Origin of the sequence: Sphingobacterium faecale (genome assembly GCF_016746095.1) — a bacterium.
In the GTDB taxonomy this organism is placed as follows: domain Bacteria; phylum Bacteroidota; class Bacteroidia; order Sphingobacteriales; family Sphingobacteriaceae; genus Sphingobacterium; species Sphingobacterium faecale.
Genome location: NZ_JAERTY010000004.1, coordinates 1 through 22,738 on the forward strand (window position 1 = coordinate 1; position 22,738 = coordinate 22,738).

23 protein-coding genes are annotated in these 22,738 nt (G+C 38.0%); 8 read left to right on the top strand and 15 right to left on the bottom strand.

Annotated features, from left to right (window positions below):
• Nucleotides 1–941, top strand: a 941-nt coding sequence (locus tag JKG61_RS08040) for a GIY-YIG nuclease family protein (RefSeq protein ID WP_202102464.1), incomplete at its 5' end; no start/stop codon positions are given.
• Here the strand turns inward: JKG61_RS08040 and JKG61_RS08045 are convergent.
• The 4 genes from JKG61_RS08045 to JKG61_RS08060 are packed head-to-tail and all read right to left on the bottom strand — an operon-like array spanning nt 938 to nt 7,327.
• Nucleotides 938–2,068: a phosphoadenosine phosphosulfate reductase family protein gene (locus tag JKG61_RS08045; RefSeq protein ID WP_202102465.1), complete on the bottom strand. Its 1,131-nt coding sequence runs from the start codon at nt 2,066–2,068 to the stop codon at nt 938–940. The genes JKG61_RS08040 and JKG61_RS08045 overlap by 4 nt on opposite strands.
• 1 nt (nt 2,069) lies before the next feature.
• Nucleotides 2,070–5,300: a hypothetical protein gene (locus tag JKG61_RS08050; RefSeq protein WP_202102466.1), complete on the bottom strand. Its 3,231-nt coding sequence runs from the start codon at nt 5,298–5,300 to the stop codon at nt 2,070–2,072.
• Entirely contained in the window at nt 5,287–6,165 is an 879-nt protein-coding gene (locus JKG61_RS08055) for a DUF4007 family protein (protein ID WP_202102467.1), read from the bottom strand. The genes JKG61_RS08050 and JKG61_RS08055 overlap by 14 nt, the downstream gene beginning before the upstream one ends.
• 19 nt (nt 6,166–6,184) lie before the next feature.
• Complete coding sequence (locus tag JKG61_RS08060) at nt 6,185–7,327, bottom strand: cysteine desulfurase family protein (protein WP_202102468.1); 1,143 nt, start codon at nt 7,325–7,327, stop codon at nt 6,185–6,187.
• A 227-nt stretch (nt 7,328–7,554) separates the two neighbouring features.
• Between JKG61_RS08060 and JKG61_RS08065 the strand changes: the two genes are divergently transcribed.
• Complete coding sequence (locus JKG61_RS08065; RefSeq protein WP_202102469.1) at nt 7,555–8,517, top strand: HNH endonuclease; 963 nt, start codon at nt 7,555–7,557, stop codon at nt 8,515–8,517.
• Nucleotides 8,518–8,603: 86 nt separating this feature from the next.
• On the opposite strand, the gene JKG61_RS08070 is transcribed toward JKG61_RS08065, so the two are convergent.
• From JKG61_RS08070 to JKG61_RS23075, 3 genes are all read right to left on the bottom strand, one after another.
• On the bottom strand, nt 8,604–10,889 hold the full coding sequence (locus tag JKG61_RS08070; RefSeq protein ID WP_202102470.1) for a DUF262 domain-containing protein: 2,286 nt from the start codon (nt 10,887–10,889) through the stop codon (nt 8,604–8,606).
• Nucleotides 10,873–12,582: a DUF262 domain-containing protein gene (locus JKG61_RS08075; RefSeq protein ID WP_202102471.1), complete on the bottom strand. Its 1,710-nt coding sequence runs from the start codon at nt 12,580–12,582 to the stop codon at nt 10,873–10,875. The genes JKG61_RS08070 and JKG61_RS08075 overlap by 17 nt, the downstream gene beginning before the upstream one ends.
• A gap of 280 nt (nt 12,583–12,862) precedes the next feature.
• Nucleotides 12,863–12,985, bottom strand: coding sequence for a hypothetical protein (locus JKG61_RS23075; RefSeq protein ID WP_262896195.1), 123 nt, complete (start codon nt 12,983–12,985; stop codon nt 12,863–12,865).
• Between the two features lie 126 nt (nt 12,986–13,111).
• On the opposite strand from JKG61_RS23075, the gene JKG61_RS08080 reads away from it, so the two are divergent.
• Nucleotides 13,112–13,522, top strand: coding sequence for a hypothetical protein (locus JKG61_RS08080; protein WP_202102472.1), 411 nt, complete (start codon nt 13,112–13,114; stop codon nt 13,520–13,522).
• A 24-nt stretch (nt 13,523–13,546) separates the two neighbouring features.
• On the opposite strand, the gene JKG61_RS08085 is transcribed toward JKG61_RS08080, so the two are convergent.
• The 4 genes from JKG61_RS08085 to JKG61_RS08100 all read right to left on the bottom strand — a co-directional run bounded on the left by JKG61_RS08085 (nt 13,547) and on the right by JKG61_RS08100 (nt 16,130).
• Nucleotides 13,547–13,798: a hypothetical protein gene (locus tag JKG61_RS08085; RefSeq protein ID WP_202102473.1), complete on the bottom strand. Its 252-nt coding sequence runs from the start codon at nt 13,796–13,798 to the stop codon at nt 13,547–13,549.
• Between the two features lie 135 nt (nt 13,799–13,933).
• Nucleotides 13,934–14,266, bottom strand: a complete 333-nt coding sequence (locus JKG61_RS08090; protein ID WP_202102474.1) for a hypothetical protein — start codon at nt 14,264–14,266, stop codon at nt 13,934–13,936.
• A gap of 77 nt (nt 14,267–14,343) precedes the next feature.
• A complete protein-coding gene (locus tag JKG61_RS08095) occupies nt 14,344–14,976 on the bottom strand; it encodes a hypothetical protein (RefSeq protein WP_202102475.1) in 633 nt (210 codons plus the stop codon).
• A 23-nt stretch (nt 14,977–14,999) separates the two neighbouring features.
• Nucleotides 15,000–16,130, bottom strand: a complete 1,131-nt coding sequence (locus tag JKG61_RS08100; RefSeq protein ID WP_202102476.1) for an AAA family ATPase — start codon at nt 16,128–16,130, stop codon at nt 15,000–15,002.
• A gap of 127 nt (nt 16,131–16,257) precedes the next feature.
• Here JKG61_RS08100 and JKG61_RS08105 point away from each other — a divergent pair, with 127 nt between their 5' ends.
• The 4 genes from JKG61_RS08105 to JKG61_RS08120 all read left to right on the top strand — a co-directional run bounded on the left by JKG61_RS08105 (nt 16,258) and on the right by JKG61_RS08120 (nt 19,949).
• The gene (locus JKG61_RS08105) at nt 16,258–17,148 is read left to right on the top strand and encodes a WYL domain-containing protein (protein ID WP_202102477.1); all 891 of its coding nucleotides are present in this window, start codon (nt 16,258–16,260) and stop codon (nt 17,146–17,148) included.
• Nucleotides 17,145–17,798, top strand: a complete 654-nt coding sequence (locus tag JKG61_RS08110; protein ID WP_202102478.1) for a cyclic-phosphate processing receiver domain-containing protein — start codon at nt 17,145–17,147, stop codon at nt 17,796–17,798. The genes JKG61_RS08105 and JKG61_RS08110 overlap by 4 nt, the downstream gene beginning before the upstream one ends.
• A gap of 625 nt (nt 17,799–18,423) precedes the next feature.
• Nucleotides 18,424–19,341 carry an Abi family protein gene (locus JKG61_RS08115; RefSeq protein WP_202102479.1) on the top strand — a complete coding sequence of 306 codons (918 nt, stop codon included), beginning with the start codon at nt 18,424–18,426 and terminating at the stop codon, nt 19,339–19,341.
• Nucleotides 19,317–19,949 (top strand): NADAR family protein, encoded by a 633-nt coding sequence (locus JKG61_RS08120; protein ID WP_202102480.1) that lies wholly within the window; start codon nt 19,317–19,319, stop codon nt 19,947–19,949. The genes JKG61_RS08115 and JKG61_RS08120 overlap by 25 nt, the downstream gene beginning before the upstream one ends.
• A gap of 55 nt (nt 19,950–20,004) precedes the next feature.
• Here the strand turns inward: JKG61_RS08120 and JKG61_RS08125 are convergent, their stop codons facing one another.
• The 4 genes from JKG61_RS08125 to JKG61_RS08140 form a co-directional block, all read right to left on the bottom strand.
• Entirely contained in the window at nt 20,005–20,223 is a 219-nt protein-coding gene (locus JKG61_RS08125) for a type I restriction-modification enzyme R subunit C-terminal domain-containing protein (RefSeq protein ID WP_317192403.1), read from the bottom strand.
• Between the two features lie 27 nt (nt 20,224–20,250).
• Complete coding sequence (locus JKG61_RS23295) at nt 20,251–20,361, bottom strand: DUF1508 domain-containing protein (protein ID WP_394371078.1); 111 nt, start codon at nt 20,359–20,361, stop codon at nt 20,251–20,253.
• Nucleotides 20,362–20,514: 153 nt separating this feature from the next.
• Nucleotides 20,515–20,955: a hypothetical protein gene (locus tag JKG61_RS08135; RefSeq protein WP_202102481.1), complete on the bottom strand. Its 441-nt coding sequence runs from the start codon at nt 20,953–20,955 to the stop codon at nt 20,515–20,517.
• A gap of 8 nt (nt 20,956–20,963) precedes the next feature.
• Nucleotides 20,964–21,554, bottom strand: coding sequence for a Panacea domain-containing protein (locus tag JKG61_RS08140; protein WP_202102482.1), 591 nt, complete (start codon nt 21,552–21,554; stop codon nt 20,964–20,966).
• A 176-nt stretch (nt 21,555–21,730) separates the two neighbouring features.
• Here JKG61_RS08140 and JKG61_RS08145 point away from each other — a divergent pair, with 176 nt between their 5' ends.
• A complete protein-coding gene (locus tag JKG61_RS08145; RefSeq protein WP_202102483.1) occupies nt 21,731–22,738 on the top strand; it encodes a helix-turn-helix transcriptional regulator in 1,008 nt (335 codons plus the stop codon).

Consider the following 22,738-nt stretch of genomic DNA (forward strand, 5'->3'; position numbering starts at 1 on the left):
ACAGTTTAAAAGACCCTCAACTTATAACTAGGCTGCTGAAAATTTACACCAAAGTGGTGTGTTTTGCAGCGGAATCACTGGTGTACTTTGGAGCGGAATGGTGGTGTAATATAGTGCGGAATATGCATCTCTTTACAAAATTAGATACACCTATTCCTAACTGGCTCTCACAAGTCTGGGAAATAGAAAGTTTAATTGGCCTTAACTCTTCAAAAAAGTCTGAAGAAACAACGGTTATTCTTATCCTAAACAAAAAAGAGTTCAGAGGGTCTATACTTTATACAAAACATTATGGAAAAGAAACAAACTATAAACTGTTCTTTTCAAAAGATTTCGCAGAGGAATTGAAAGACTGTTTCGTAATGAGTTACATGCGTACGTTGGAAAACAAACTTCGAAGAGGAAATCTCTCATATAATAAGGATATTGAAGAGGAAATACCCTTCTGGGAATTTATCGATTTAGAATTTGACAAGACAAATCGCACGTTACATTGCAAAGCCCATTATACACAAAAACCCATATTTCCTGAATTATTTAAGCAGTTTACGAAGTCACACATTTTAAAAGATATGGAGAACAGGCTTCTTAATAAAGGAGAGTTTAAATTTATCAAGCAAGATTGGAAACCCAAATCGGAGATTCGTAAACAACTCTCCGACCATCCTAATTTCATTTATTATCTTATCGATACAAAAAACAAACTATTATACATAGGTGAATCCGAAACATTAAAGAGAATACGTCAACACAGACCTGAAATACCTAATTGGGATTATTTTAGATTAGATTTCTTACCACTTTGGATCTCTCGTTCTCAAAGACTAGAATTAGAGAGGCTAATGATTAGATCATTTGCAGCTTTGTTATCCAATCACAAAAAAATTAAGCATATTTCTATTTCTGAATACAGCTTAGCAAACAAAAAAATAGATGATTAAATAAAACAACTGGCACAACCTATCTCTTCTTCTGGTGCGTCCATAAGAATATCCATAAGCTTCGAACTTTTAGGCTTATTAAGATTTTGAAGTCTTTTTTGACGCTTTATGTACTCACGCTTAATCTGTAAGACGCGTTCTGGACGACTAAGCTCCTCCAACGATTCGTCTTGGCTCCAAGAGAAGTCTCCACGCTCATACTCCATTGCCTGTGCGAAAAGATTAGGATGTTGCTCTAACAGCCATACCCACTCAATCTTCTGCTGAAAAAAGCAAAAGAAACAACCGGATCGACTCCTATTATAAGTAGCAATCTCTCCATCTACTTCGAATTCAATTTCTTTATAATAAGCAGGAATACCTACCCCACTATTCTCTAGCAACAGAAATATATCTTTAAGCACAAGAACATCAGTATTCTCCACCAGTGGGAAATCCTCTTTCATATTACCAATAGGATACCCTTCTATTTTAGCAACATGAAGGGCCAGACGGTTATAATCTGAAATACCTAGATTGATTAATTGCTCTAATTTTGCGTCTTTGGTTAGTAACTCTCCGATAGGTCTTCCTAATACTTCAAGAAAGCGGAATAATTTATCTGAAGATATATTTTCCTCTGCCCAAACTAACCGATCATTTATTTTTTTATTATCTAAAATCTTGGTTACTAAATCAGAGCTCCAGATGTTCTCACGAAATGGATAGATAGATTGTATGGTAGATTTGTTGGAAATATAGCCTTCTCTATGCTCATCACCTCTAATACCTACATACGATATCACAGGATCGTCTCCAACAAAATCTTCAAAAACATCTAACTTCAGACTTTTTGTACACCAACGATTCAGTGTATTGGGTAAAAAGCCACCTAGCGTTTTCATCTTATGGTCAAATGGAGTCTCAACACTATCGTCAAACGCTTTCAACTTGATAATTTCCTTCCCTAAATAAGCCTCGAGATTCCGAATAAGTTGGTAAGTTTCATCTAGCTCTTTCCCAGTATCGGCTGTATAATACTCAATATCTAAATCTGGATAGTGATCCTTCATATATATAGCCAGAGCAGCAGAGTCCTTACCACCTGAGATACCTAGAACATGTCTTACCTTCTTATTTTCCAACATATCAGTCCATTTGATCTTTCAACAATTTTGCTAGTATAAATATATTCAATTCTCGGTCATTTGTCAAATAACGTGTGAATTCTGCCTTCTTCTTCTCAACTTCCTTTTGTTTGGATCTAGGAATACTTAAAACCTGTTTATTCAGGCCTTCTTTTAAACTAGTAATCTCAATTTTAACAGCATCATGAATATATTCACTTTCTACTTTGTTCTCAATATCAGTAAAATTCTCCAATTCATGAATCCATTCTTTGAATTTGACAAATAGAACCACCTCTTCCTCCTCATTTATATCCTCTAGCTGTTTCCCTAAAATGGCGTGAGATAAGGAACTCATCCAAGTAGTCTTATCTTCTAGATTAGAATTCAATCGTTGTAAAAACACTTTAAGATGCGGTGCCACTAGATATGACTTTAGTCCTTTAAATCGATCTTGAATAGCTTTTTTCCATTCGGAGAATTCTACTATAGAGTCTCCACCTACAACCTCTTCTAAAATAAATTCCTCGAATCGCTGAACCAAATTACTAAAGCTCGTCCTAATATCTGTTATGGATTGGCGCAATTCTACGAAGAAACGCTCGAGCTTCTGCGGACTTTCGTCAAGTTCTTTAAGTGAATACCCCAAAGCAGCGGGGAAGTCTTCAAAAAACGTCTTTTCTGGATCAGTAGATTCTGAAATAGCCTTTCTTAAATTCAAGACCTCTCGAGTAAGCTTGTTTGTTTTCTTAGCGTATTCGGGTAATTGCATATAAAAGGAAAGAAATGGACGAATCATTTCAATAAATCCTTTATTTGAGCTTTTGTCTACCCTATTTTGATTTAGTAGGTCTCGGTATTTATTGAATACAGATAGATGAATTCCTGTCGCAGAAAATGATTTCAGAGAAAAATCTGCAGGATTTTTGACCACTAAATCCAGAATATTAGCGTTTAACTGAGGAATAAAACCGTCTTTATTAAACAGCGAATACTCTGAGTGTCTAACTAATAAAAATAATGGCAATACAAAATCAACAAGCCCTTTCTTTAGTTTAAATGGTCTATCGAGTAATCGATCTACAAATTCTTGTAAACTGATTTTTGCTACTCTGGCTTCTTCTAAAAACTCAATAAACTTTCCCCAAACTAACCTAAAGTCATTCGAACTAGGTGCTTCTAAGTCATAAGAATCAAATTCATTCTTTGTATAAAAACCATTATTTTTTATCAATGAATGATAGATAGTCTTGTCTGGAGGAAAAAGATTAGATGTGTAACCAAAGTCTTCTTTACCTAAATTGTCAAGAATAACGTTAAATAATGTTTTTCTCGCAGTTAATATCGGTGTAGACAACTTGGTCTTATTGACCATTTCATTTCTAAAAACTGGAGTTCCGGTATACACCGTATCTACGATATCGCTTAACAATCCGTTAAGCTGTCTCCAGTTCTTTATTTTTTTTGTACAATCTTCTCCTTGATAAAAAATGACTATCTCATTGGGATCAATTCTATACAATGCTTCTAAAACTCTATTTGTAAGCAGTTCTAATGCTTGATCCAATTGTATTGAAAATTCTTTTTGAGCATTCTTATCCTCTAAAAATCTATTTCTAGCATATCTGATTTGCTCAATTAACTTAATATTGGCAAGAATGTCTTCCGATTTTCGATAAACAATATATAGGATAGCTTCTTGTTGAGAAGCACTTACAACTTGTGTTTCGTTTATACTTTTGGCCGAAAACACAAGATTGACGTATCCATCGATCTCTGCTTTAGGCTTTAAAGACAAAGGAGTATCTGAAAGCCTGAATTCAAAATATCTCGGAGTTCCTTTTTCTAATAAAGCACGTTTGGCCAATAAATTTGGTAATTCTATATGATCATCAAGATATGTACCTATACTCGAAATATCAGAAATATACTTCTTGGCATTTTCAATCTCCCAATCAATATCAACATCCGTTTCTTCAACTAAAACAAACTTATTGCTTACCTCACGATAGCGTATAATACTCAATTGAGAAAGCCTCCTCAATTCATCCTTAATGTCACTATAACCAAATGCAATGCTAAGATATTTTGAAAGAAAATCTTCATTTACAGACATTGACTTACGAGAGAATAACTGAAGCAAACCTATTACTTTGATAATAGAAACGGATTTAACGAGTTGAGTCCCCGCAAAAATACCCTCAGCTTTCTCGATGCTATCACTCATCAATCTCCAAATCTGAAAATCTGGATTTTGCTTTACAAATAAGTGTTGGCTATAATGGTAAATCAAATAATCATGAACCTCTTCTAGATTATAAAACTTACCTTCGTTGTTTTGAATAAAATATTTGAGACCTTTATGATCTTCGGAATCCAAAAAAGTAAATAGTGAGCGATCATTCTGTCCATAACGTTGAAGAGCCATCGTTAATACACTACCAGACAATAGCTCTAATGGATATAGCGCCCTTGAAGTCTCCAAAGAGAAATATTCATTAGTTGGAAAAGCATTTGAAAGTTTTATTACCTCTATTAATGTAGAAAGCTGCGATTCATCGACGCTTTTTGTAGTATCTTTTAATCTTTCGGCTGCGATCAGTAATAATTGTTCCGAGGGAACATTAAAAGGAATTTCTATTAATCTTCCTTTTATCTTCTGCCATTCTTTCCTTTGGGCATCGCTAAGATGATATGCATAAGCAGAGAAATCCTGATGTAAAGTAGTCAACATGATAGTATTTCCTCTGTCATCATTGACGAATTCAGACAACTCTTGGATGAAGTAAAAACCTTGTTCAGGATTATGCTGTGCAGCATATTCTAAAAACTTTCCGAACTCATCTATTCGAATAATCAGCGCTTTTCCATTATTCTTTAATTCTTGAGCATAACGCTTAAGTGAATCAAGTACATCTTCAGCTTTACATTCTAGTTGATCTGCAAAAGCATCCTGTAGGGATATATACTCTCCTACAAAGTCTAATGTAGTATAAGTTGTATATCCTTTTAAAAAGTAATCAAAGGCATCAAAAAATCTATTTTCCTTTTGCACAGCATAGGCCAGAGCCCATAAAAAAGTAGACTTTCCAGTACCGTAAGCCCCTACTATTGAAAAAGTACGATAACCGGAATTTGATGAATTAACAATCTGCTCAAAAGCACGTTGACCATTGAGAGTCTTTATATAATTCAACTCACGATCGCTATCGCGAATAATATTGACGGATGGAGAGTAACTATACATTTGCATACGTCGAATTATAATAGTTTCTCAAAATTTGGTACTTATCTAATCCCGAAACAATTTGTAAGACAGGGTTTCCTGCTGTCTCAGAATAGTTTCCGTATTCTAGTGGCACACTACGCATGTACTCAGTAATCAAGCTTTCGGTCAATAGAAAAGTGTTACCAACCGAATTGTAGTCATTCGCTAAATGACTTACAGTTATAGAACTTCCGTATTTTTCACCATCTAGAATAACATATAATAGAGCTTCAATCGGAATATTCTTTGGTCTCATATTAAATACATAAACATCAACCAACTTGTCGGTAGTATCTGTACGTTGGTAGTGCTCTATTAAACCTAACTCTTGCAAAATCGTACTATAAGCATCTTCTATATCGCTACTTCCGAACTTTGTATAATTACCAAAAAACACTTTAACATCGGACTGTAATGTATTATCGCTAAAAGTAGTACTAGCATCATCAATCTGACGATTTAAATATCCTAATAGACGTTCCTTCGTAAACTCTGATCGTTCACGTCTCAAGCCATTGAATACCATTGGATAGATAGATGCCTTCTCTGTCTTTAAAAGATGATAATGCAACAACCAAAGGGTTAAAGTATCTTCTAAATAGGTATCAACACCATTATTGTCACTGAATATAAAGTCACCAAACTTAGTGATTTGATCAGATTCATCTATAATTCCAAAAGCCCTTGACCAGTAGCGGATGGACGTTACCATGTTCTTCCCCACACCTAGGTCAACAACGGCATCGTCGTCCGTGAATTTCTTCTCGGCCCTGACAAAGTCGTATCCCTTTTTTAACCAATATATTTTGCACGGGAAGGTCTCGTGTCCTGAAAATGATAATTTTGCCATTAATAATTTAAACCTCAAATTAGAGCGCCATAGCCCGTAGTCGAGTTATGGTTTTCGTTACCGCATCTACGGTCTGTATGATTTCTTCTTCTGTATTGAATCTGCCTAAGCTGAAACGTACACATTCATTTGCCTGTTCTTTGTCCAGTCCCATCGCTAATAAAACGTGTGATGGCTCCATCACAAAGGAATGACAAGCTGAACCATTGGATATACAGATATCCTTGAGCGCTAACACCAATGCGTCATTGTTAACATCCATGAAATGTATGCTGAGTGTGTGTGGCACGCAATAATCCTTAAATCCTATCGTAGGTATAGCATAGGGTATGCGCTGCCTGAGCTCACTCTCTAACAGCATGCGTAACTTGATGATATGTCTTATTTCCTGATCCAACTCTTGTTGGACAAGCTCAGCGGCCTTGCCCATACCAACGATATTGGATACAGCCAGGGTGCCACTGCGTATGCCTCGTTCATGCCCTCCGCCATATACTAGGGGCTTGAGTTTGACATAAGGCGAAACATACAGCGCTCCGATCCCCTTCGGACCGTAAAATTTGTGTGCCGACATCACCACTATATCAATTCCCGAAGCGGTGAAGGGTATCTTGCCTATGGCCTGCGTCGCATCGCTCATGAAAAGCGCTCCATGCTCGTGAGCGATCTCGGAATAATAGCTGAGTTCTTGTATAAATCCGCTCTCGTTGTTTACGGCCATGATACAAGCCAGAACTGTATTCTCTTTAAATGCTTCTTGATAGGCTTGAATATCTACTTCGCCCTCACCAGATACGGGTACGTAGGTAACCTCTACGCCCATTGTCTCTAAATAACGACAGGTATCCAGTACTGCGGGATGCTCGGTCACGGCTGTAATGATGTGCTTGGGCATACCATTGCGTGCCGGAATCCCCTGAAGTACGATATTGATGGCTTCGGTAGCTCCTGATGTAAAGTAGATGTCTTCGGCATTGACATCGATCAGGTCTCCGATCTGTGTCCGTGCTTTATGAACAGCGGCTCCGATCTGCTTGCCCATGCGATGGCTGCTGGATGCATTGCCGTACATATTGGTCAAATAAGGCATCATCACCTCCAAGACTCTAGGGTCCAGTGGTGTTGTCGCATTATTATCTAAGTATATGAAGCTTTCTTGCATGGATTATAAGCAAAATGTAAGCACAAATATAACCTTTATATATTAAAAAAGTTCCCTATCTGCAACATTTGGAAACACTTTCAGCCTATATATTTTATAACTTTTTGATATATTTAACTCAACCTGTTCATATTGATTGAAGTGTGATTTTTAGCTTTATTTTTAAAGCTCTTTAGAGATAAACAGAATCTTTGCCTATTTTAGCAATCAAGTCCTACAATTGATATATGATCGAACACCTCCCCTTTTATGTACACTCCTTTTCTAAACTAAAGCGCGACATGAAGAATGGAGGTGCTCCGCATAAGCCCATCTTATTGTTGGCGGTCATTAAGCTGTTCGAGGAAGGAACTTATTTCAGTAATCAGTTGCTGATCGTACCTGAACTGGTAGCTTCTTTTAAGCGTATCTGGTCACAGCTGGTAATTACCAAACATGATCCGATACTTGCACTTCCATTTTATCATATGCGCTCTGAGCCGTTCTGGGAGTTGATCGCCAATCCTGGCTGTGAGATATGGATAGAATCAAAATCTTCTATGCGGAGTTTCAACAATCTGAATGCGGCCGTCAAGTGTGCTTGGATAGATGATGACTTGGTGGTGGTCTTGTCTGATCCGAGTTGTCGAGCTATTCTCAAAGAAACATTGCTGGACACCTACTTTAGCGAGACAAAAAGCAGCTATGTGGATTGTGACGGAATGATAGAACTTGACGTATCGGTCTTGAATGAAACTAGCGAAGAATACAGACAAAAAATAGAGATATTGAAAAGAACTGTAGCTAGGGAGTCCTACCAAGAGGAGATATTTGTACGATGTGGGATCTTTAAAAGGGAGATCCCAAAGCTATACAATAATACCTGTGCCATATCCGGCATGCGGGTAGACGCTACAATAAACATATCCTTGCTCGACGCCTGCCACATTGTGCCTTTTTCGGAGGGACAAGATGATTCTATCTCCAATGGTATAGCGCTGTGTCCTAACCTACACCGGGCTTTTGACAGGGGTATCATTTCTATATCTGACGACTACAGAGTTATAGTCAAATCGAATTTTGTTGAAAATGATGCCTCCCCCTACTCGATCAAGCAATTTGATGGAGCACGGATCTCTTTACCTATTAATGAAGAGCACCATCCTGCATTAGAGAACATCGCACAGCATAGGAAGAAAATGGGGTTTTGACTTTATTCCCAAAATCTCGATTTCTTCAAAAAAAACAGTTATTAGTAATCACAAAAAAAACACTAATCAACAATCATATCAAGCTGCTAATTGTCATAAAAATCATTGATTAGATTTTGGATTTCCTGATCAGTGCTCTGAATTTTTTCAACGGCTATAGTAATAGTATTTCGACTTTCAAACTCTAGAAGTGTTATTGAATTTCCTACACTAGTATCAAAACAATCTTGCTGTCCCCAACAACTCTTTGCATACTCAATATAACTAAGTTTCTTAACCGCATACCCACATATTGAGTTGCCTATTGAGAAAGGTTGATCTTGATTTAATTTATTTTTATTACAATCATCATAAGAGGCTAAGCCATTACCATCTTTAAGTCCGCCTCGACCGTCGCAAAAGGCGAGAAGTAGTTGTTCTTTTTCTGCTTTTAGAACCTTAACCAAAAGCCATATTTTTAAATGCCTAATCGCAGTAAAGTTCTCGTCTGTAATGATTGTTTCAGTTATCGGAAGTAACTCCCTTATACGATTTTTTAATGTTTCTATTATCTCCTGTTCATTGTTTAGACTAAACAAACAAACGTAAAAATCGTCTTTTAAATAATTAAAATAAGACAGGTCTTCTTGGTTTTTCCACGAAAACCAAGCTCCCTGCATTCCCCTCGTATTATAAGGCTTAGTCAATCGACTGTTCTCCGTTAAAACTCGGTATAACCGTACGTAATTAGAAAGAGTAGAAGTATTTTGGCTCCGATCAGGGTCATAGCAATTATATAGCAATTCAAATGTATTATATACTTCTTCTAAATAGTTATAACTGTATTCCCGCCCTTCATTTGCAATCCAAAGTGGTGTCAAATCCCCCATTAAATCGCTATGGTCTTCCCAATACTCTACCTCCGATTTGTGCTCTTTTTTTAGCAGCCGCTTTAATTGTTCATCCAACGTAAACCACTCTTTCAATTCTACATTAGCAATGCTCTTAAACAATAAAGGTTCGCTAGATTGTATTTTGAAGACAAGAACTTCTTCTTCCTTTTCCGAGAACTCGATCAACTGAACAATATGTCTCCAATCGACATCATTACCCCGCTTACGTTTTTTGTCAAAATGATTTTTCCTTAACCGCCTAGCGAAATCAGGAAAAAATTGAGGATTAGGATATTTTTCCAAATATACAATCAATGGTAATATCAAATCTAAATCGACATCCCTAAACCAAGAAACAGAAATACTTTCATTTTTGATTGTTTTTAAAACTTCAACAACATTCTCCGAACTGCAAAGTTCAATTGTCCGCTGAAAAGCTTTAAAATAACTGTGTATTGTAGATGGGGCTAAACTTATTTTCCAGCGGTTAACTTCAGGGTTTTCATCATTATTTTCGTCTACTTTAGGTTGCTTAGAAAATAACTCTCGCGGATTTAAAGGATAAGCCTTTTTACTTTTCCAACTTCTCTCTTGCAACAACCGGATCTGCCAATACCATATAAAAAAGTCATTGATCCCGTCATCAGAAGTATACTCATCTTCTTTTCTATTTTGCCAAAACCACTGTTCTCGCTCTTCCCACTCTTCAGATGCTATTCTTCGTTTTTCTTTGTCAACAATATTACCTATCAATATCGGTTTTAAATTTTCTGTTGCTGACAGTGGTTCTCCTGTCGTATTTATAATTACAAAAGTTTCTTCTCCCTGGCTTCTAGTCCCCATATCGTAATATAACAGTCCTAGTTTACTGTTGATGAATTCCCCAAACCTAGGATAATCAAAATCTAACATTTTGTCAAATGTCTCCTCGATAGTCTCTATAGCAGCCAAAATACTTTTAATACTTGGATCGAGATCATACTCTGAGAAATACCACGAAGAAGTTCTTATTTTAGAATGCGAACTTCCATTTTCTGACTGAAGAAAATATTGACATACCAAATCACTAAAAAAATAAAGAGTACTTTCTCTAATAGAGTATTGTAGATAAGGTAATCTATCATTTTCGAGTTCGTCATTTGAGATTAAGTTACTTTGAAAACAGTTACCGCTTCTCTTATTTATAATTCCTAAGATGAGAAACAATGTAGTCAAACGCTGTTGTCCATCACAAAGCTGAATGTGGCACTTAGGGTTCTCATAGCCATAAATCAAACCTAGGGTTAAACTATTATTCGAATTTTCTAGATATAGCTCGATTAGATTTCCAAGAAATCCGGAAACAAGTTCGGAGTACTTCTCGGTATCTTTATTCCATGCCCTATCTCCCCAACAATAATCCCTTTGTAAATCGGGAATAATGACTTTATTATTATTTGTAAAAAGAGTAGCCAGTGTGTATTCTTTCCCACTCTCTAATATATTATTCTGAAATACCATAGTCTTTCTTAAAGCGTCTTAAAAAGTTTATTTGATTTTCTTCTATATCCTTTTTAGTCCAATCGGATTTTGAAAAAACCGCTATAGAATGAAGTAAGTTTCTACTTTTAAAACTTTCATTTACATTAAAATATATATCTTTTTTCTCAATAAATGGTTTGTCACTGAATTTTGAGTTTTCATTTTTATCCAAGAGGACTAGATTTCCAATACTATGTTCCGAACATTGCTCCAAAGAGTCTCTATTCAACCAACCTGCCCCGGTAGGTTCAATATCCAAGAAATTATTATTTCCATCAAAATAAGAAATCAGTTCACTTGTTTCATCTATAGAAACCTTGGAATAATAGGCTTTCGACTTAGGATGTATATGTTCAAGTGATTTATCACCGTAAATACTGAAGTCAAATTTTCTTCCCTTGTTACCAAACAACTTATTATCCTCTTCTACATTCAATCTTAAAAACTGCCTTAAAGCCAAGCTATTGTAGTTCCCATAAACAAATTCATTCGACAAATACCTTAGAGCAAGACGTGCCTTATCTTCCTTTGCGTGTTCTCCTTCTTTTAATTGTCCTTCTTTAATAATTTCCTTATGTGTCGCCCCTACAAGCCTCCATTTCGCATATTCGCTTAATTCTTCCGTATTTGACTTTTTTAAAAAGAAAAAATTAATGATATCAAAAGTATCAGTCGTACCACCTTCTGAGCATAGTAAAGCGAGTTTCAAGTAGTTATGAGCTTTAGGTTCTTTAAGAACGTCCTCAAAAGACTTTTGTAAATGACGTAACTCTTTAAATATATCTGTAGCTGTCTTCTCATTCAGTAATTTTTTAAAATTATTAAAACTTACATCGATATTTCTAGGATTGTATTTAAAAAAATAGAACTGAAGTAAGAAACCTAACGGTTTGGTTGTACTAAAAAAATCTTGAACATCTTCCCGGTTCCACCAATATAGCCATCTATCCCACTCTCTGGCATGCCGACTCCGTTTAGATACGACTTCCCATTCTTTTGTAATATTATCTTGATTATTATTTAAATCTTTAGCAATTGAAACAGGATTAGAAAGAGAAATCTGTCTGAGTATTTCTGCTTTTATGAGCTCTTCTGGAAGCATAATAGCCTTAGCACCATTCATCATAGTGAACGTCTTCGTTGCTTTATCAGCATCAATTACGATATATAAAATATTAACTTTTTGGAGGAGAAAATTTAAGAAAAATTGTTTATCTACTCCACTTAATGTGTTTTCTATTTGTCCAATCGCTTTTTTGAAATAGAAAACATCTTGGTTTTGATCGGCGGGGTCAAAGCTATGGTAATCAAAATTACTATCCTTTAAGTTAGAAATGAATTCTTTAGATTTCTCTCGAATGTCATAACATAAGTCAATCTTATTAAATAAGCTTATATCCAAAAACCAAAGGATAAGATATAGTGTTGTAGTACGTTGCTGCCCATCAATCAAAATGATTCGATTGTCTTCTTCGCATACTGTAACTCCCTGTAAGAAATAGTTTTTATCTCTCTGAGCTTTAATCAGGTCTACGCATAATTTTTCAACTGCGGACAAATCACCCTTTTTCTTAACTGCCCATTTAAATCCTCTTTGATAATTTGGGATTACAAATTGCTTTTTCTGTGTAAAAAAATAATCTCCAATACTTTTGAAACTTGCGTTACTCATTTTACTACTTATATAATAATATTTTAATTCACTTGGATACTCAATAAGGAACTTAAAACCTTAAATTCTGTTGACGCTAAAACAGCAACCATTCATGCCCTTCTAATATAAGCCGAAGATCAACATTTATTGCTTTACAATATACGGAAAAGAAGAACTATTATTGATAAATCACTTTCTCTTCTCCTTTTGAAAAAATAACACCTCGCTCGTACATCTTTTTGTATATATACTCCTGCCTGATCAAAGCCCTTTCAAATCCAGCTGCTTCATTGTGCCGCTAAATCAACCGACTGACATCTTCATCGCTGATAATGGTGTTTGTAAGAGAAAGATGTTCGTTTGGAAAGATGTGACCGTAACTGGGCGTAGGCTCTTCCGTCTTGTTAAAATCTGTATTCATAATGTGATATTTATAGCTTTTTGTCTGATATACAGCAAAGGTGCTCTGTGATAGCGACAAAGCGTGTCGCTCATTACATTAATTTTAAATAGTGGGTGGAATAAAAGTATTTACTATTTTTAGGCTATGATCAATGAACAAATAAATAAGCTATCGGATGAGCTCAAAAAGGTGGCAAGCTATTTTGAAGAGGCGCCTTTTGGAGGTGGTGCTAAATTTTTAAAAGATGATATCGACCTCAGCACGATAGATAGCCCAAATGATTACCTGAAAATCATGGAGGAGATGAAAGAATTGCTACGACAATCGAGAATATTGTTTCTCCGGAGTGTTCTCGACAAGGTATGTCTCGAGGAAAACAAGCTATACTTATTTGACTTTCCTTATCAAGCAGGTATGGCATACGATGCCGTAATCAAACAGAATGGATCATTCTTTCTTCGTGACGAAGATGGTCATTATCGGGAGATTTTCTCAAGTGAGGAATTTGTCTCTTTTGTCGACGATCAATATTGGGAGCTCTACCAAACGGTATAGCGTGAGCTCCCGTTTCCCCCTTTCCTACAAGGCAGGTGCGTGTTTTCCCTTGGCTGCGCCATTGGGGTGTCGCATGCAGGAAGCACCTGTCAAAGCTGTTAGATTACTATAGTTAGTGCCACAATACTTGCAGGTATACTGCGATTTTTCGCTGCCCTCATAGAGTTTGTGCTTGCCTTTTGCAGCACCATTAGGATGCTTCATGCAAGAAGCATTTGTAAGGCTGGATACGGAGGAATATTTAGTCCCACAGTATTCACAATAAAAATTTGCCATTGAATTTATATTTGTTGTTTTATGCCTACTCTTTCTAGTTTTCGGCTTCCCTTATTACTTTTTAAAATGGATTAAAATTCATATTTCATTGTTTTATGATATATGTAAAAGCCGAACTATTGTTAATAATAACAACTACTCCTCCTCTACCCTTTCGAAAATAACACCTAGCTCGTACATCTTTTTGTGTATATACTCCTGCCTGATCAAAGTCCTTTCAAATCCACTAGCCTCATTGTGCCGCTGAATCAACTGATCGACATCTTTATTGCTGATAATGGTGTTTGCAAGAGAAAGCTGTTCCTTTGGAAAGATGTGTCCGTGATCGGGCATCCAATGAAATGAAAGCATAAAAAATACGGCAATAACAAGGATCGTCTTGAGCCATTGCCCTACCCGATTGGGCCTATAGGCATTGTGCACGGATGGTGCTGTCTTCTCGTTTTGTTGGCTGGTGTTGGTTTCCATAATTTTAATCTGTTGTTTGCTAAAGTACAATGCCTACGCGTCAAAGTATGTCGTCGAATATCTAATTTCTATATATATTAACCCGTCGTTATCATCTGCTGGCAGACGTGGCGATGTACAAGATCGAATGCCTGGTCGAGGGCCATACCATCGGGCTGCTGTCTGTGTACCAGCGCCGGGCTGTCTATTAAAATAATATTAGACTGTTCGGACAGCCATTGACGATCTAAATCTGAAAGGACACCGTAGCCTTCAAATCTAAAGGGGATACGCAATACCCAGCGAAAAGCACGGGTATAGGACTGCCTCAATAGATAGCTAACCATGGGCTCGCCCCATAATCCTGTCAAAACAGCCTCGGGGTGCATCGTTGTAAAAAGACCTGTGAGATATCTGTCATCTATATCTACCAGATTGTATTTAAGCCCTCCCTGTTCTTTAAGCTGTAGCAATAAGGATGACATACCTTCTCCAAAATAGGGAAAAGTGATATCTCCTACCTGCCACTGTATGGTAGCGGAGAATGGTACAAACTGTACATCGGGCGGTATACTGTAATTTTCGGTATGATGAATATATGCCAACTCGTCGATTCGGTATTCCTGATACAGTAGCTGGCATATCTGTATACCATCGCTGCCTATGCCGATGTAACGTATCTGTCCAAAATCAGGCAACCCGGCACTATCTAAATAAAACTTTATGTTCATTAACATAGATCTATATCTTATCATTAAGCTATCTTGAATCCTACAGCTCTGTGGCTACTTACCGTGCGCTGCTGTGGCTGCTCATCCTGATGGAAAATAGCTGCCAGCGACATAGCTTCGCTGATGTGTGTGTCGTAGCCGAGGGAATCGGAAAGGACCTGTGCTTTATCCCTGGCCAATAGCCCGAACTCGTACTGGGCGATGAGCCTGCCTTTGCGCAGGAGCGCTTTGTCCACCCGTGATAGATCGGTATTGAAAGTACAGACAAACTGTATGCCTAGGCTATCGGCCAGTAGGCCGTCGGTAAAATTGAGCAGTGCAGATACTGCCGACATGCCCTGCACCTCGCGGTCGATCACCAGATTCTCGGCATCTTCGATAACAAAGATGGAATTGGGGTGTTCAATAAAAAAGGTCAGTAGCTGTGGGCCTGCTAGATCCTGTGCCAACTGTACGGGTACGAAAATAACTTCTTTGTCTATGTGGTGTATGAGATGCCGTATATAGCTGGTCTTGCCGGTGCCTGGCTTGCCGTGAAGTAATACGATGCCTTTGTCTTTTTCTAAACGTAACCGCGACTGTATGATTTGATCTATATCCTTGAAATCGTCGTTATAATGACGGTCGATATCTATTTCGGGCTTTTTGATATCCATACGCTGGGTGTCGAGATCATTTCGATACTGAACCATAAAGGATACTTTGGCGTCATCGAATTTTTCTACCTGCTGGAATTGCTGTAGTGCGTCCCATAGCTGATGGATCTGTTGTTGTGGATAGCAATGGTAATAAAAGTAGATGCTATTCCTATTAAAGTCTATGATAAGCATAAGACCTCCCGAGATGAATAGGTATACTAAGTCGAAAGTCATCATTTTCTGCTTGTCATCGAAGGACTTTTCATAATGACAGTCGATGATCTGGCCACTAAACTGTTGTAAAAGCCAAGGCAGACATTGCGAACAATCTAAATCATGTCTTTTTTCACTGTGTGGCATCGTACCAAAATAATGGACAAAGAATCTGGAGCTTGCGATAGTCCCATAATCGCTACTCCTGATCATGCTTACTGTTGCTAAACTGATCTCTCTCTTTTCTCCAGACAGGCAGTAGGACTGCAAATCGAGCGCGTGTGGTATGTGGTTTCCTTTCATAATGCCACAAAGTTGGGCGGACTTCGCGACGACCTATGTCGTGCTGAATATTTTCTTTTATTTTGGATAGCGACACGTATTGTCGCGATGAGGTGATATATTTGTGCAACACCATTAAGAAAAAACTATGGCGGAGAAAGAAACATTGATACGGCACAATCTGATTATTAATAAGCTACGGAGAAGTCCACTGACTTGGAAGGAACTAGATGCCTACCTAAAACAGGAATCGGAAATACAGGGACTAAAGCTTGACTTTGTGCAGCGTACCTTCCAACGTCATATAAATGATATTCTGGAGATCTATGCTGTCTCTATAAAAAGTGACCGCAGTACAAGGAGGTATTATATTGAAGCTGATGAAGGTCATGTGGACCGATCTATGCAGGCATTTGATATCCTGAACCTGCTCCGCATGGGGGACAATAGTTCGAACGTGGTATTATTTGAACGGAGAAGGCCGATGGGAACGGAGCATCTGGCGGGAATATTTCACGCTATACGTAACAACCTGCTCTTGAAATTTGAATATCAGAAGTATTACGAGGCGGAGGCTGAACAGCGGAAACTACTTCCACTTGCTATAAAAGAGGCCAAGAACCGTTGGTACGTGGTGGGGCAGGATTTGGACAGAAATGCCATGCGGGTATTTGCGGTAGACAGGATGTGTAAACTGGACTTTGGTAAGAAGCAACCAGCAAGCCGCTTTGCAAAGAATGTAGAACTGTATTTTAAGAATAGTTTTGGCGTATTACTAGCTACGGAAGATCAGGAGGTAGAAGAGATCGTACTTTCGTACTCTTCATTTCAAGGTAACTATATAAAATCGATGCCGCTGCATGAGTCACAGGAGCTATTGGTCGATAATGAGGAAGAAGTCCGGGTGCGCTTGCGGCTGTATGTGACACGAGACTTGATAATGGAAATATTATCAGTTGGCGCACAGGTTAAAGTATTAGCTCCACAAAGCCTGGCTGATACTGTAAAAGCTGAACATAAAAAGGCAATAGAGCTATGAGAGAGCTACGTAACATTCGGTCTTGTCCAAATACCAACAGATTGTCGGAATTGGATAATCTACACGCTAGTGGTATTCTCGATAGTGATCAGTACGGTGTAGTGACTGCTGTCTATCAGTTATTGCGTCAGCAATTAGACTACGATCTGACTAGAAATCAATATATTCATATTTTTAACGATGCAAAACGCTATTGGTTGAACTATCTACTACGAAATGAACAGAATGCAAAGGCGGCTGCGATGATGTCTTGGACGATCCATCAATATATGCTGTGTAAGTATTTTACAGCTGGTTTGTTTTTAGATGACATTCGGGTCGTGGGTGATCTATGTAATTACTTGGATGAAATCGCTATACTCCCCTACCTGTTGGGTAAATGGACTGTGGTACGCACCTATGAAGACTTTGTGCAACGTATAACGATGGATGATTCTTATCGCAGGGTTTCTTTGGATCATGACTTGGGCGAAGACCCAAACGGCCAAGAGCTGCCATCTGGCTATGATGCTATAAAGTGGCTCGTCGAATATATATTAGATGAAAATCATCCTATACCAGAAGTTTTTTGTCATTCGCAGAACCCAGTAGGCAAGGCGAATATTATGGGATATTGGCAAAGTTTTCAAAACAGCGGAGGGAAAAGTTAAGTTTATGTTAAGATTTAGAAACACGATACTATCGGCATAGCTTTTGCCGTTATATCAGTATTCATAATTTAGGTTAATAATTGGTTAGTTAAAAATCCCTGAGGATCCCCGCTTCAGGGATTTTTTTGTGATTTCGTTTCTGATTACAAGATGTACTGTCGAAGTTCCCGATAGTTCTGAACCGGATCGAGCTGTTCTTGGAAACGGGGCATAAGAAAATGGATCACCCCTGAACTGGCGCACTGAGATAACTAACAAAAACACTTTAGAATACTTCGATGTATGGGAAAGAGTAAACAACTTAGGTTTTAATAACACCACTATAAAAAAGCATTAATGGACTGGCAATACTTTGACTTTAATACTCTTAAACCTAACGGCAAATTATTTGCTCTCAAAAAGCCTAAAGATAAGTCGATTGTCACTATTAAAAGATGGCCTATTTTTGCAAACCCAGACCGCGTTTACAAATTTGAACTGCCGTCTTAAGACCAATTTTAAACAAAGTTTGCACTTTTAAACATAAGTGCTTACATTTGTACTAACAGTACACGCCACGCTACCCATAAGAACAGCGTCCCAGGGCGTGTCTTTTGCTTTATAACCATATTGTAAAGGATAACCAATGTACACCAAGCAAGCTTTTACCATCGTCCAACAAATAGCTCAGTTGCAAGAGCGAGGATTGATTGTCAATGAGTCCGATGATGCAGAACATTATCTTTCACACATTAGCTATTATCGACTTGCGGGTTATTGGTGGCCTATGCAACAGGATAAGGTAAATCACATCTTCAAGCCAGGCAGTAAGTTTGGTGATGTTATAGCCTTGTACAACTTTGACAGAGAATTGAGAATATTACTTTTCGACGTTATTGAAAAAATCGAAATTAGTTTAAGAACTAAACTCATCTATCACCTGTCACATGAGTTTGACCCATGGTGGTTTCAAAACTTTGAAATCTTCCAGAGCGCCCCTGACCTTGTTAAAACATTATCAGCCATCGAAGAAGAAATCGGCCGTTCAAAAGATACATTCATCAAAGAGCATAAGAAGAAACATAAAGATGATGGAAGATTTCCCCCTGCATGGAAATCATTGGAACAAACTAGTTTGGGAGCACTATCCAAACTATATGGAAACCTTAAAAACAATATTATTTCAAAGGACATCATTGCAAAGGAATTTGGAACGGTAAATCACACTTACCTGCCCAGTTGGTTACAGTCTATCTCTCAAATAAGAAATTACTGCGCTCATCATAGTAGATTATGGAACAGAAATTTGCCTGGAAGTCCTAAACTTCTCAGTAATCCACCACATGCATGGATAGTAGATATCCCCAAATCTCATGAATTTCAATATCTATACATCCATCTCTGTTGTATGAAGTACTTACTTAACATAGTACAGCCTCAAAACCATTTTACCCCCAGACTAGAGGGCTTATTCGTAAAGTATCCCAATATAGATCCTAATGCGCTAGGCATGAAAGAAAACTGGCAAAATGAAGAATTATGGCAATATCCAAACGAAACATAAGAATATACAATCGCAATGAAGTCATTACATTTTCTAAAACGAATGAGGCGTTTGGAGAGTTGTCAAACATGTCGTCTTCTTTCCCTCTGTTTGTAAATGACATTATTGTACCTAGTAGCGAAGCACTGTATCAGGCAATGCGCTATTCGCTTTTCCCTAAAGCTCAAAATGAAATCATTCGCCAGGCTAGCCCTATGACGGCCAAGATGATCAGTAAAAAATATAATCCTTACTCGAGACAGGACTGGGAACTGATCAAGCTAAAGGTGATGCGGTGGGTGATGGAAATAAAGCTTTCGCAACACTGGAACAAACTGGCTCCTATACTGGAAGAAACTGGAAATAAAGCAATCGTGGAGTTATCTTATAAAGATCAATTCTGGGGTGCTAAGAACATAGGAAATAACCAATTGGAGGGCAAAAATGCCCTTGGTAGGCTGTGGATGGATCTCCGGGAGAAGCATGTATTAACGAACAACAAAATAGAGTGTGTGGCTCCACTAGCCATTGCTGGATTTAGGCTATATGATCATGACATCGATACGATATGCGATGAAGACCATTTCCTCAACAACGAGGAGGAAGGTCAACTGTTTGCTGTCGTTTAGCAAACGTATTAATACAAAACGACAAGGAGAAGACTAGTTGAGGTTTTTTACTCTATTATGCTCCAATATCTGCGTTTTGGTTGACTTGTTTTATCAAGCCGATTAGTTTAATAACATTATTTTCGTCGAATAATCCTATTACTCCGCTGTCATCAAGTTCGGTGAATGGTGGTTCCATGAGATCTGCTGAGTCGAGGTAGCCGTTGGTGACGAAGTAGCGGATGACGGTATCCATAAACTTGATCTGCTTGGCGGATAGGTTGGCTTCGCCAATAAAGCTGGTTGCTCATGATGTTTTTGATTAATAGTGTAAAAAAGAATCTAAGATAATCTCACCGTTACCAGATTTTAACCTAAAGTAGTATTGCGAACTCCTTGAACTCACGAATACTTCAAATTTTGCATTTGACATATTGAGAACAAAGTACGGGACCTACTATGCAGTACATCTGCACAGTAAAAAAGAAATATAAAAAAATAAAAACAGGCCTTAAGAAGGTCTTAAAAGACGTTTATTATTGAGGAAACAGGAAAGATGGGAGGAATTACGCGATTCTACTGCGTACTATAATATCTTTTTGTATTTGCGTGATACGGAACTGGAGTTACGCAAGCAGTCCAATACGGCCTCAAGTTCTGCTGGGAGCAGACAGTCTACCACATTATAATGAACACCCTCGACAGGATATTGATGTTCAATAGAAGTGCGATCATAGGTATCGATCTGCTGACCATAAATAGCGGTGAGTAATGGAAATGAAAAACCTTGCTGTCCGATTACTTGCCCCCGAACAAAGAGATAACAGTTAATACAGCCTTGGGGCACCTCGATACAGCCGTGATCTTCGGCAATACGGTTTGGCAGATAAATCTGGCTGGAAGGCAATGAGGCTAAGATCAGCTCTCCATCTATATCTTTGAGTAAGATAAAGTACTTGTTCTTGCTGGCAGCGTCATTTTTGAAATAAAATGGCGTAAAATAAAGTATGTTTCCTGGGGTAAACATAGTAGAGGCTACTTGAGTGATCTTGAGGCATTCAGATACTCCAAATGCTGAGCATAAGCCTCTTTTCCTGCTTCGTCAAGTAAGGTATTGAAGTCTATCTTATAGTCTGTCGTGAACACACTACCATCGGACAGGCCTTCTAGTATACCTTTCTCCTGTGCCAGAATCGTCCAGGGGGAATGTGGACCATGGGTAATGTCTACAAGCTGTGTCGCAGAAAAATGCCCGAACTGCTTGATGACGTCGTCTAGAATATTTAATTCTACATCTGAAAACTCGTCATCACTGAACTCCCTGACCGCTGAAATGTATACTCTTCCCTCCTCTGCGGGCCGCGCGGCTATATAGTCCTGAAAAATATATTGTTCGGTAGAGCTGAAATCAAAATACAGGTCCTTGGCAACTGGCCCTAATCGCCATATCTCGAAATCTAAATTCAGGAAAGGCCGAGCACATCGACGGATCGTAGTCTCTTCCAACAAATAGATTAGCTTGAGCAGCTTGGTCTTGGATAAATCTGACACACGCTCGGCAATATACACGAGTGTATTGCCAATTTTGGCGATATCATCTTTTGTATATATATGTGGCTGACTCATTCTGTCTGGGATAAATAGTGTTTGCTGATACAAAATACGTAATTTAAAATGATAAAACAATGCTATGCCAAAATGATCGTCTCCATTGACGATCTATGTCCAAAAGTAGACCATGGGTATGCAGCCTATCTGCACAGTAATTTATATCTTTATAAAACTTTGATTTCAACTGCAATATGGCTACTAATAAACAAGCTTCGATTCGGTATAGGATACTCGACAATTGTCTCTCTAACCCACAGAAGAGATTCTCCTTTCAGGACCTCTTGGATTGCTTAGATACAGAGCTCTCGGAAATTAATCCCAACCACAAAAATATAAGCGTACGTACCCTGCGAGAGGATATAAAGTATATGCGTAGCCCTGAAGGTGGATCTGCTCCTATAGAAATATATAAGCAAGATGGCAAGTCTTATTATCGATATGCTGATAAGGATTTTAAACTCTACAACCAGGGACTGAACTCGCCTGAGGTGCAACAATTAAAAAGTGCGATAGAAATGCTTTCTAAAATAGAGGGCCTGCCCCAGATGGGATGGATCCAGGAGATGGGCGCTAAACTCGAAGAGGTCTTTTTCTTAGAAAAAACGGATCAGCTAATCATGAGTCATGATAACAATAGATACCTAAAGGGCATTGAATATCTCGGCACTCTATTTCACGCTATTCTTTACAAAAAGAGAATTCGGATCAAGTACCGATCCTTCAACGCTACCAAAGAGACGATACATGATCTATCACCATACCATCTACGTGAATTTAACAACCGTTGGTTTTTATTTGGATGGAATCAGGAATATAATACACTGACCAACCTTGCTCTAGATAGAATCATCGCTATCGAAGACAGCCATTTGAAGTATATAGAAAATGATAGTTGGGATTTTTCAGCGTATTTTGAGGATATAGTTGGGGTTTCTTTTAATTCGTCTACTCTGGAAGAAATACAGATCTGGTTCAATGTCAAGGCCGCCCCTTATGTACTATCTAAACCACTGCATGGCTCTCAAAAGGTAGTGTCAAATGATGAAAATGGCTTAATCATAAAACTCGATATCATCCCTAATTATGAACTCGAAACCTTGATCTTATCCTTCGGCGAACGAGCCAAAGTCCTGTCTCCTGAGTCTTTTAAAAATGTAATGTATGCTCGAGTAAAAGCTATGTATGAGGGATATGGTTAA

Coding starts and splice junctions, on each gene's coding strand:
- JKG61_RS08055 (WP_202102467.1), bottom strand. CDS start 6,165: ATGGCAAAATTATCATTTTCAGGACACGAGACCTTCCCGTGCAAAATA.
- JKG61_RS08110 (WP_202102478.1), top strand. CDS start 17,145: ATGAGAGAGCTACGTAACATTCGGTCTTGTCCAAATACCAACAGATTG.
- JKG61_RS08045 (WP_202102465.1), bottom strand. CDS start 2,068: ATGTTGGAAAATAAGAAGGTAAGACATGTTCTAGGTATCTCAGGTGGT.
- JKG61_RS08115 (WP_202102479.1), top strand. CDS start 18,424: ATGTACACCAAGCAAGCTTTTACCATCGTCCAACAAATAGCTCAGTTG.
- JKG61_RS08120 (WP_202102480.1), top strand. CDS start 19,317: ATGGCAATATCCAAACGAAACATAAGAATATACAATCGCAATGAAGTC.
- JKG61_RS08145 (WP_202102483.1), top strand. CDS start 21,731: ATGGCTACTAATAAACAAGCTTCGATTCGGTATAGGATACTCGACAAT.
- JKG61_RS08105 (WP_202102477.1), top strand. CDS start 16,258: ATGGCGGAGAAAGAAACATTGATACGGCACAATCTGATTATTAATAAG.
- JKG61_RS08090 (WP_202102474.1), bottom strand. CDS start 14,266: ATGGAAACCAACACCAGCCAACAAAACGAGAAGACAGCACCATCCGTG.
- JKG61_RS08085 (WP_202102473.1), bottom strand. CDS start 13,798: ATGGCAAATTTTTATTGTGAATACTGTGGGACTAAATATTCCTCCGTA.
- JKG61_RS08100 (WP_202102476.1), bottom strand. CDS start 16,130: ATGAAAGGAAACCACATACCACACGCGCTCGATTTGCAGTCCTACTGC.
- JKG61_RS23295 (WP_394371078.1), bottom strand. CDS start 20,361: ATGTCAAATGCAAAATTTGAAGTATTCGTGAGTTCAAGGAGTTCGCAA.
- JKG61_RS08080 (WP_202102472.1), top strand. CDS start 13,112: ATGATCAATGAACAAATAAATAAGCTATCGGATGAGCTCAAAAAGGTG.
- JKG61_RS08070 (WP_202102470.1), bottom strand. CDS start 10,889: ATGGTATTTCAGAATAATATATTAGAGAGTGGGAAAGAATACACACTG.
- JKG61_RS08075 (WP_202102471.1), bottom strand. CDS start 12,582: ATGAGTAACGCAAGTTTCAAAAGTATTGGAGATTATTTTTTTACACAG.
- JKG61_RS08050 (WP_202102466.1), bottom strand. CDS start 5,300: ATGCAAATGTATAGTTACTCTCCATCCGTCAATATTATTCGCGATAGC.
- JKG61_RS08140 (WP_202102482.1), bottom strand. CDS start 21,554: ATGAGTCAGCCACATATATATACAAAAGATGATATCGCCAAAATTGGC.
- JKG61_RS08065 (WP_202102469.1), top strand. CDS start 7,555: ATGATCGAACACCTCCCCTTTTATGTACACTCCTTTTCTAAACTAAAG.
- JKG61_RS08095 (WP_202102475.1), bottom strand. CDS start 14,976: ATGAACATAAAGTTTTATTTAGATAGTGCCGGGTTGCCTGATTTTGGA.
- JKG61_RS23075 (WP_262896195.1), bottom strand. CDS start 12,985: ATGAATACAGATTTTAACAAGACGGAAGAGCCTACGCCCAGTTACGGT.
- JKG61_RS08060 (WP_202102468.1), bottom strand. CDS start 7,327: ATGCAAGAAAGCTTCATATACTTAGATAATAATGCGACAACACCACTG.
- JKG61_RS08135 (WP_202102481.1), bottom strand. CDS start 20,955: ATGTTTACCCCAGGAAACATACTTTATTTTACGCCATTTTATTTCAAA.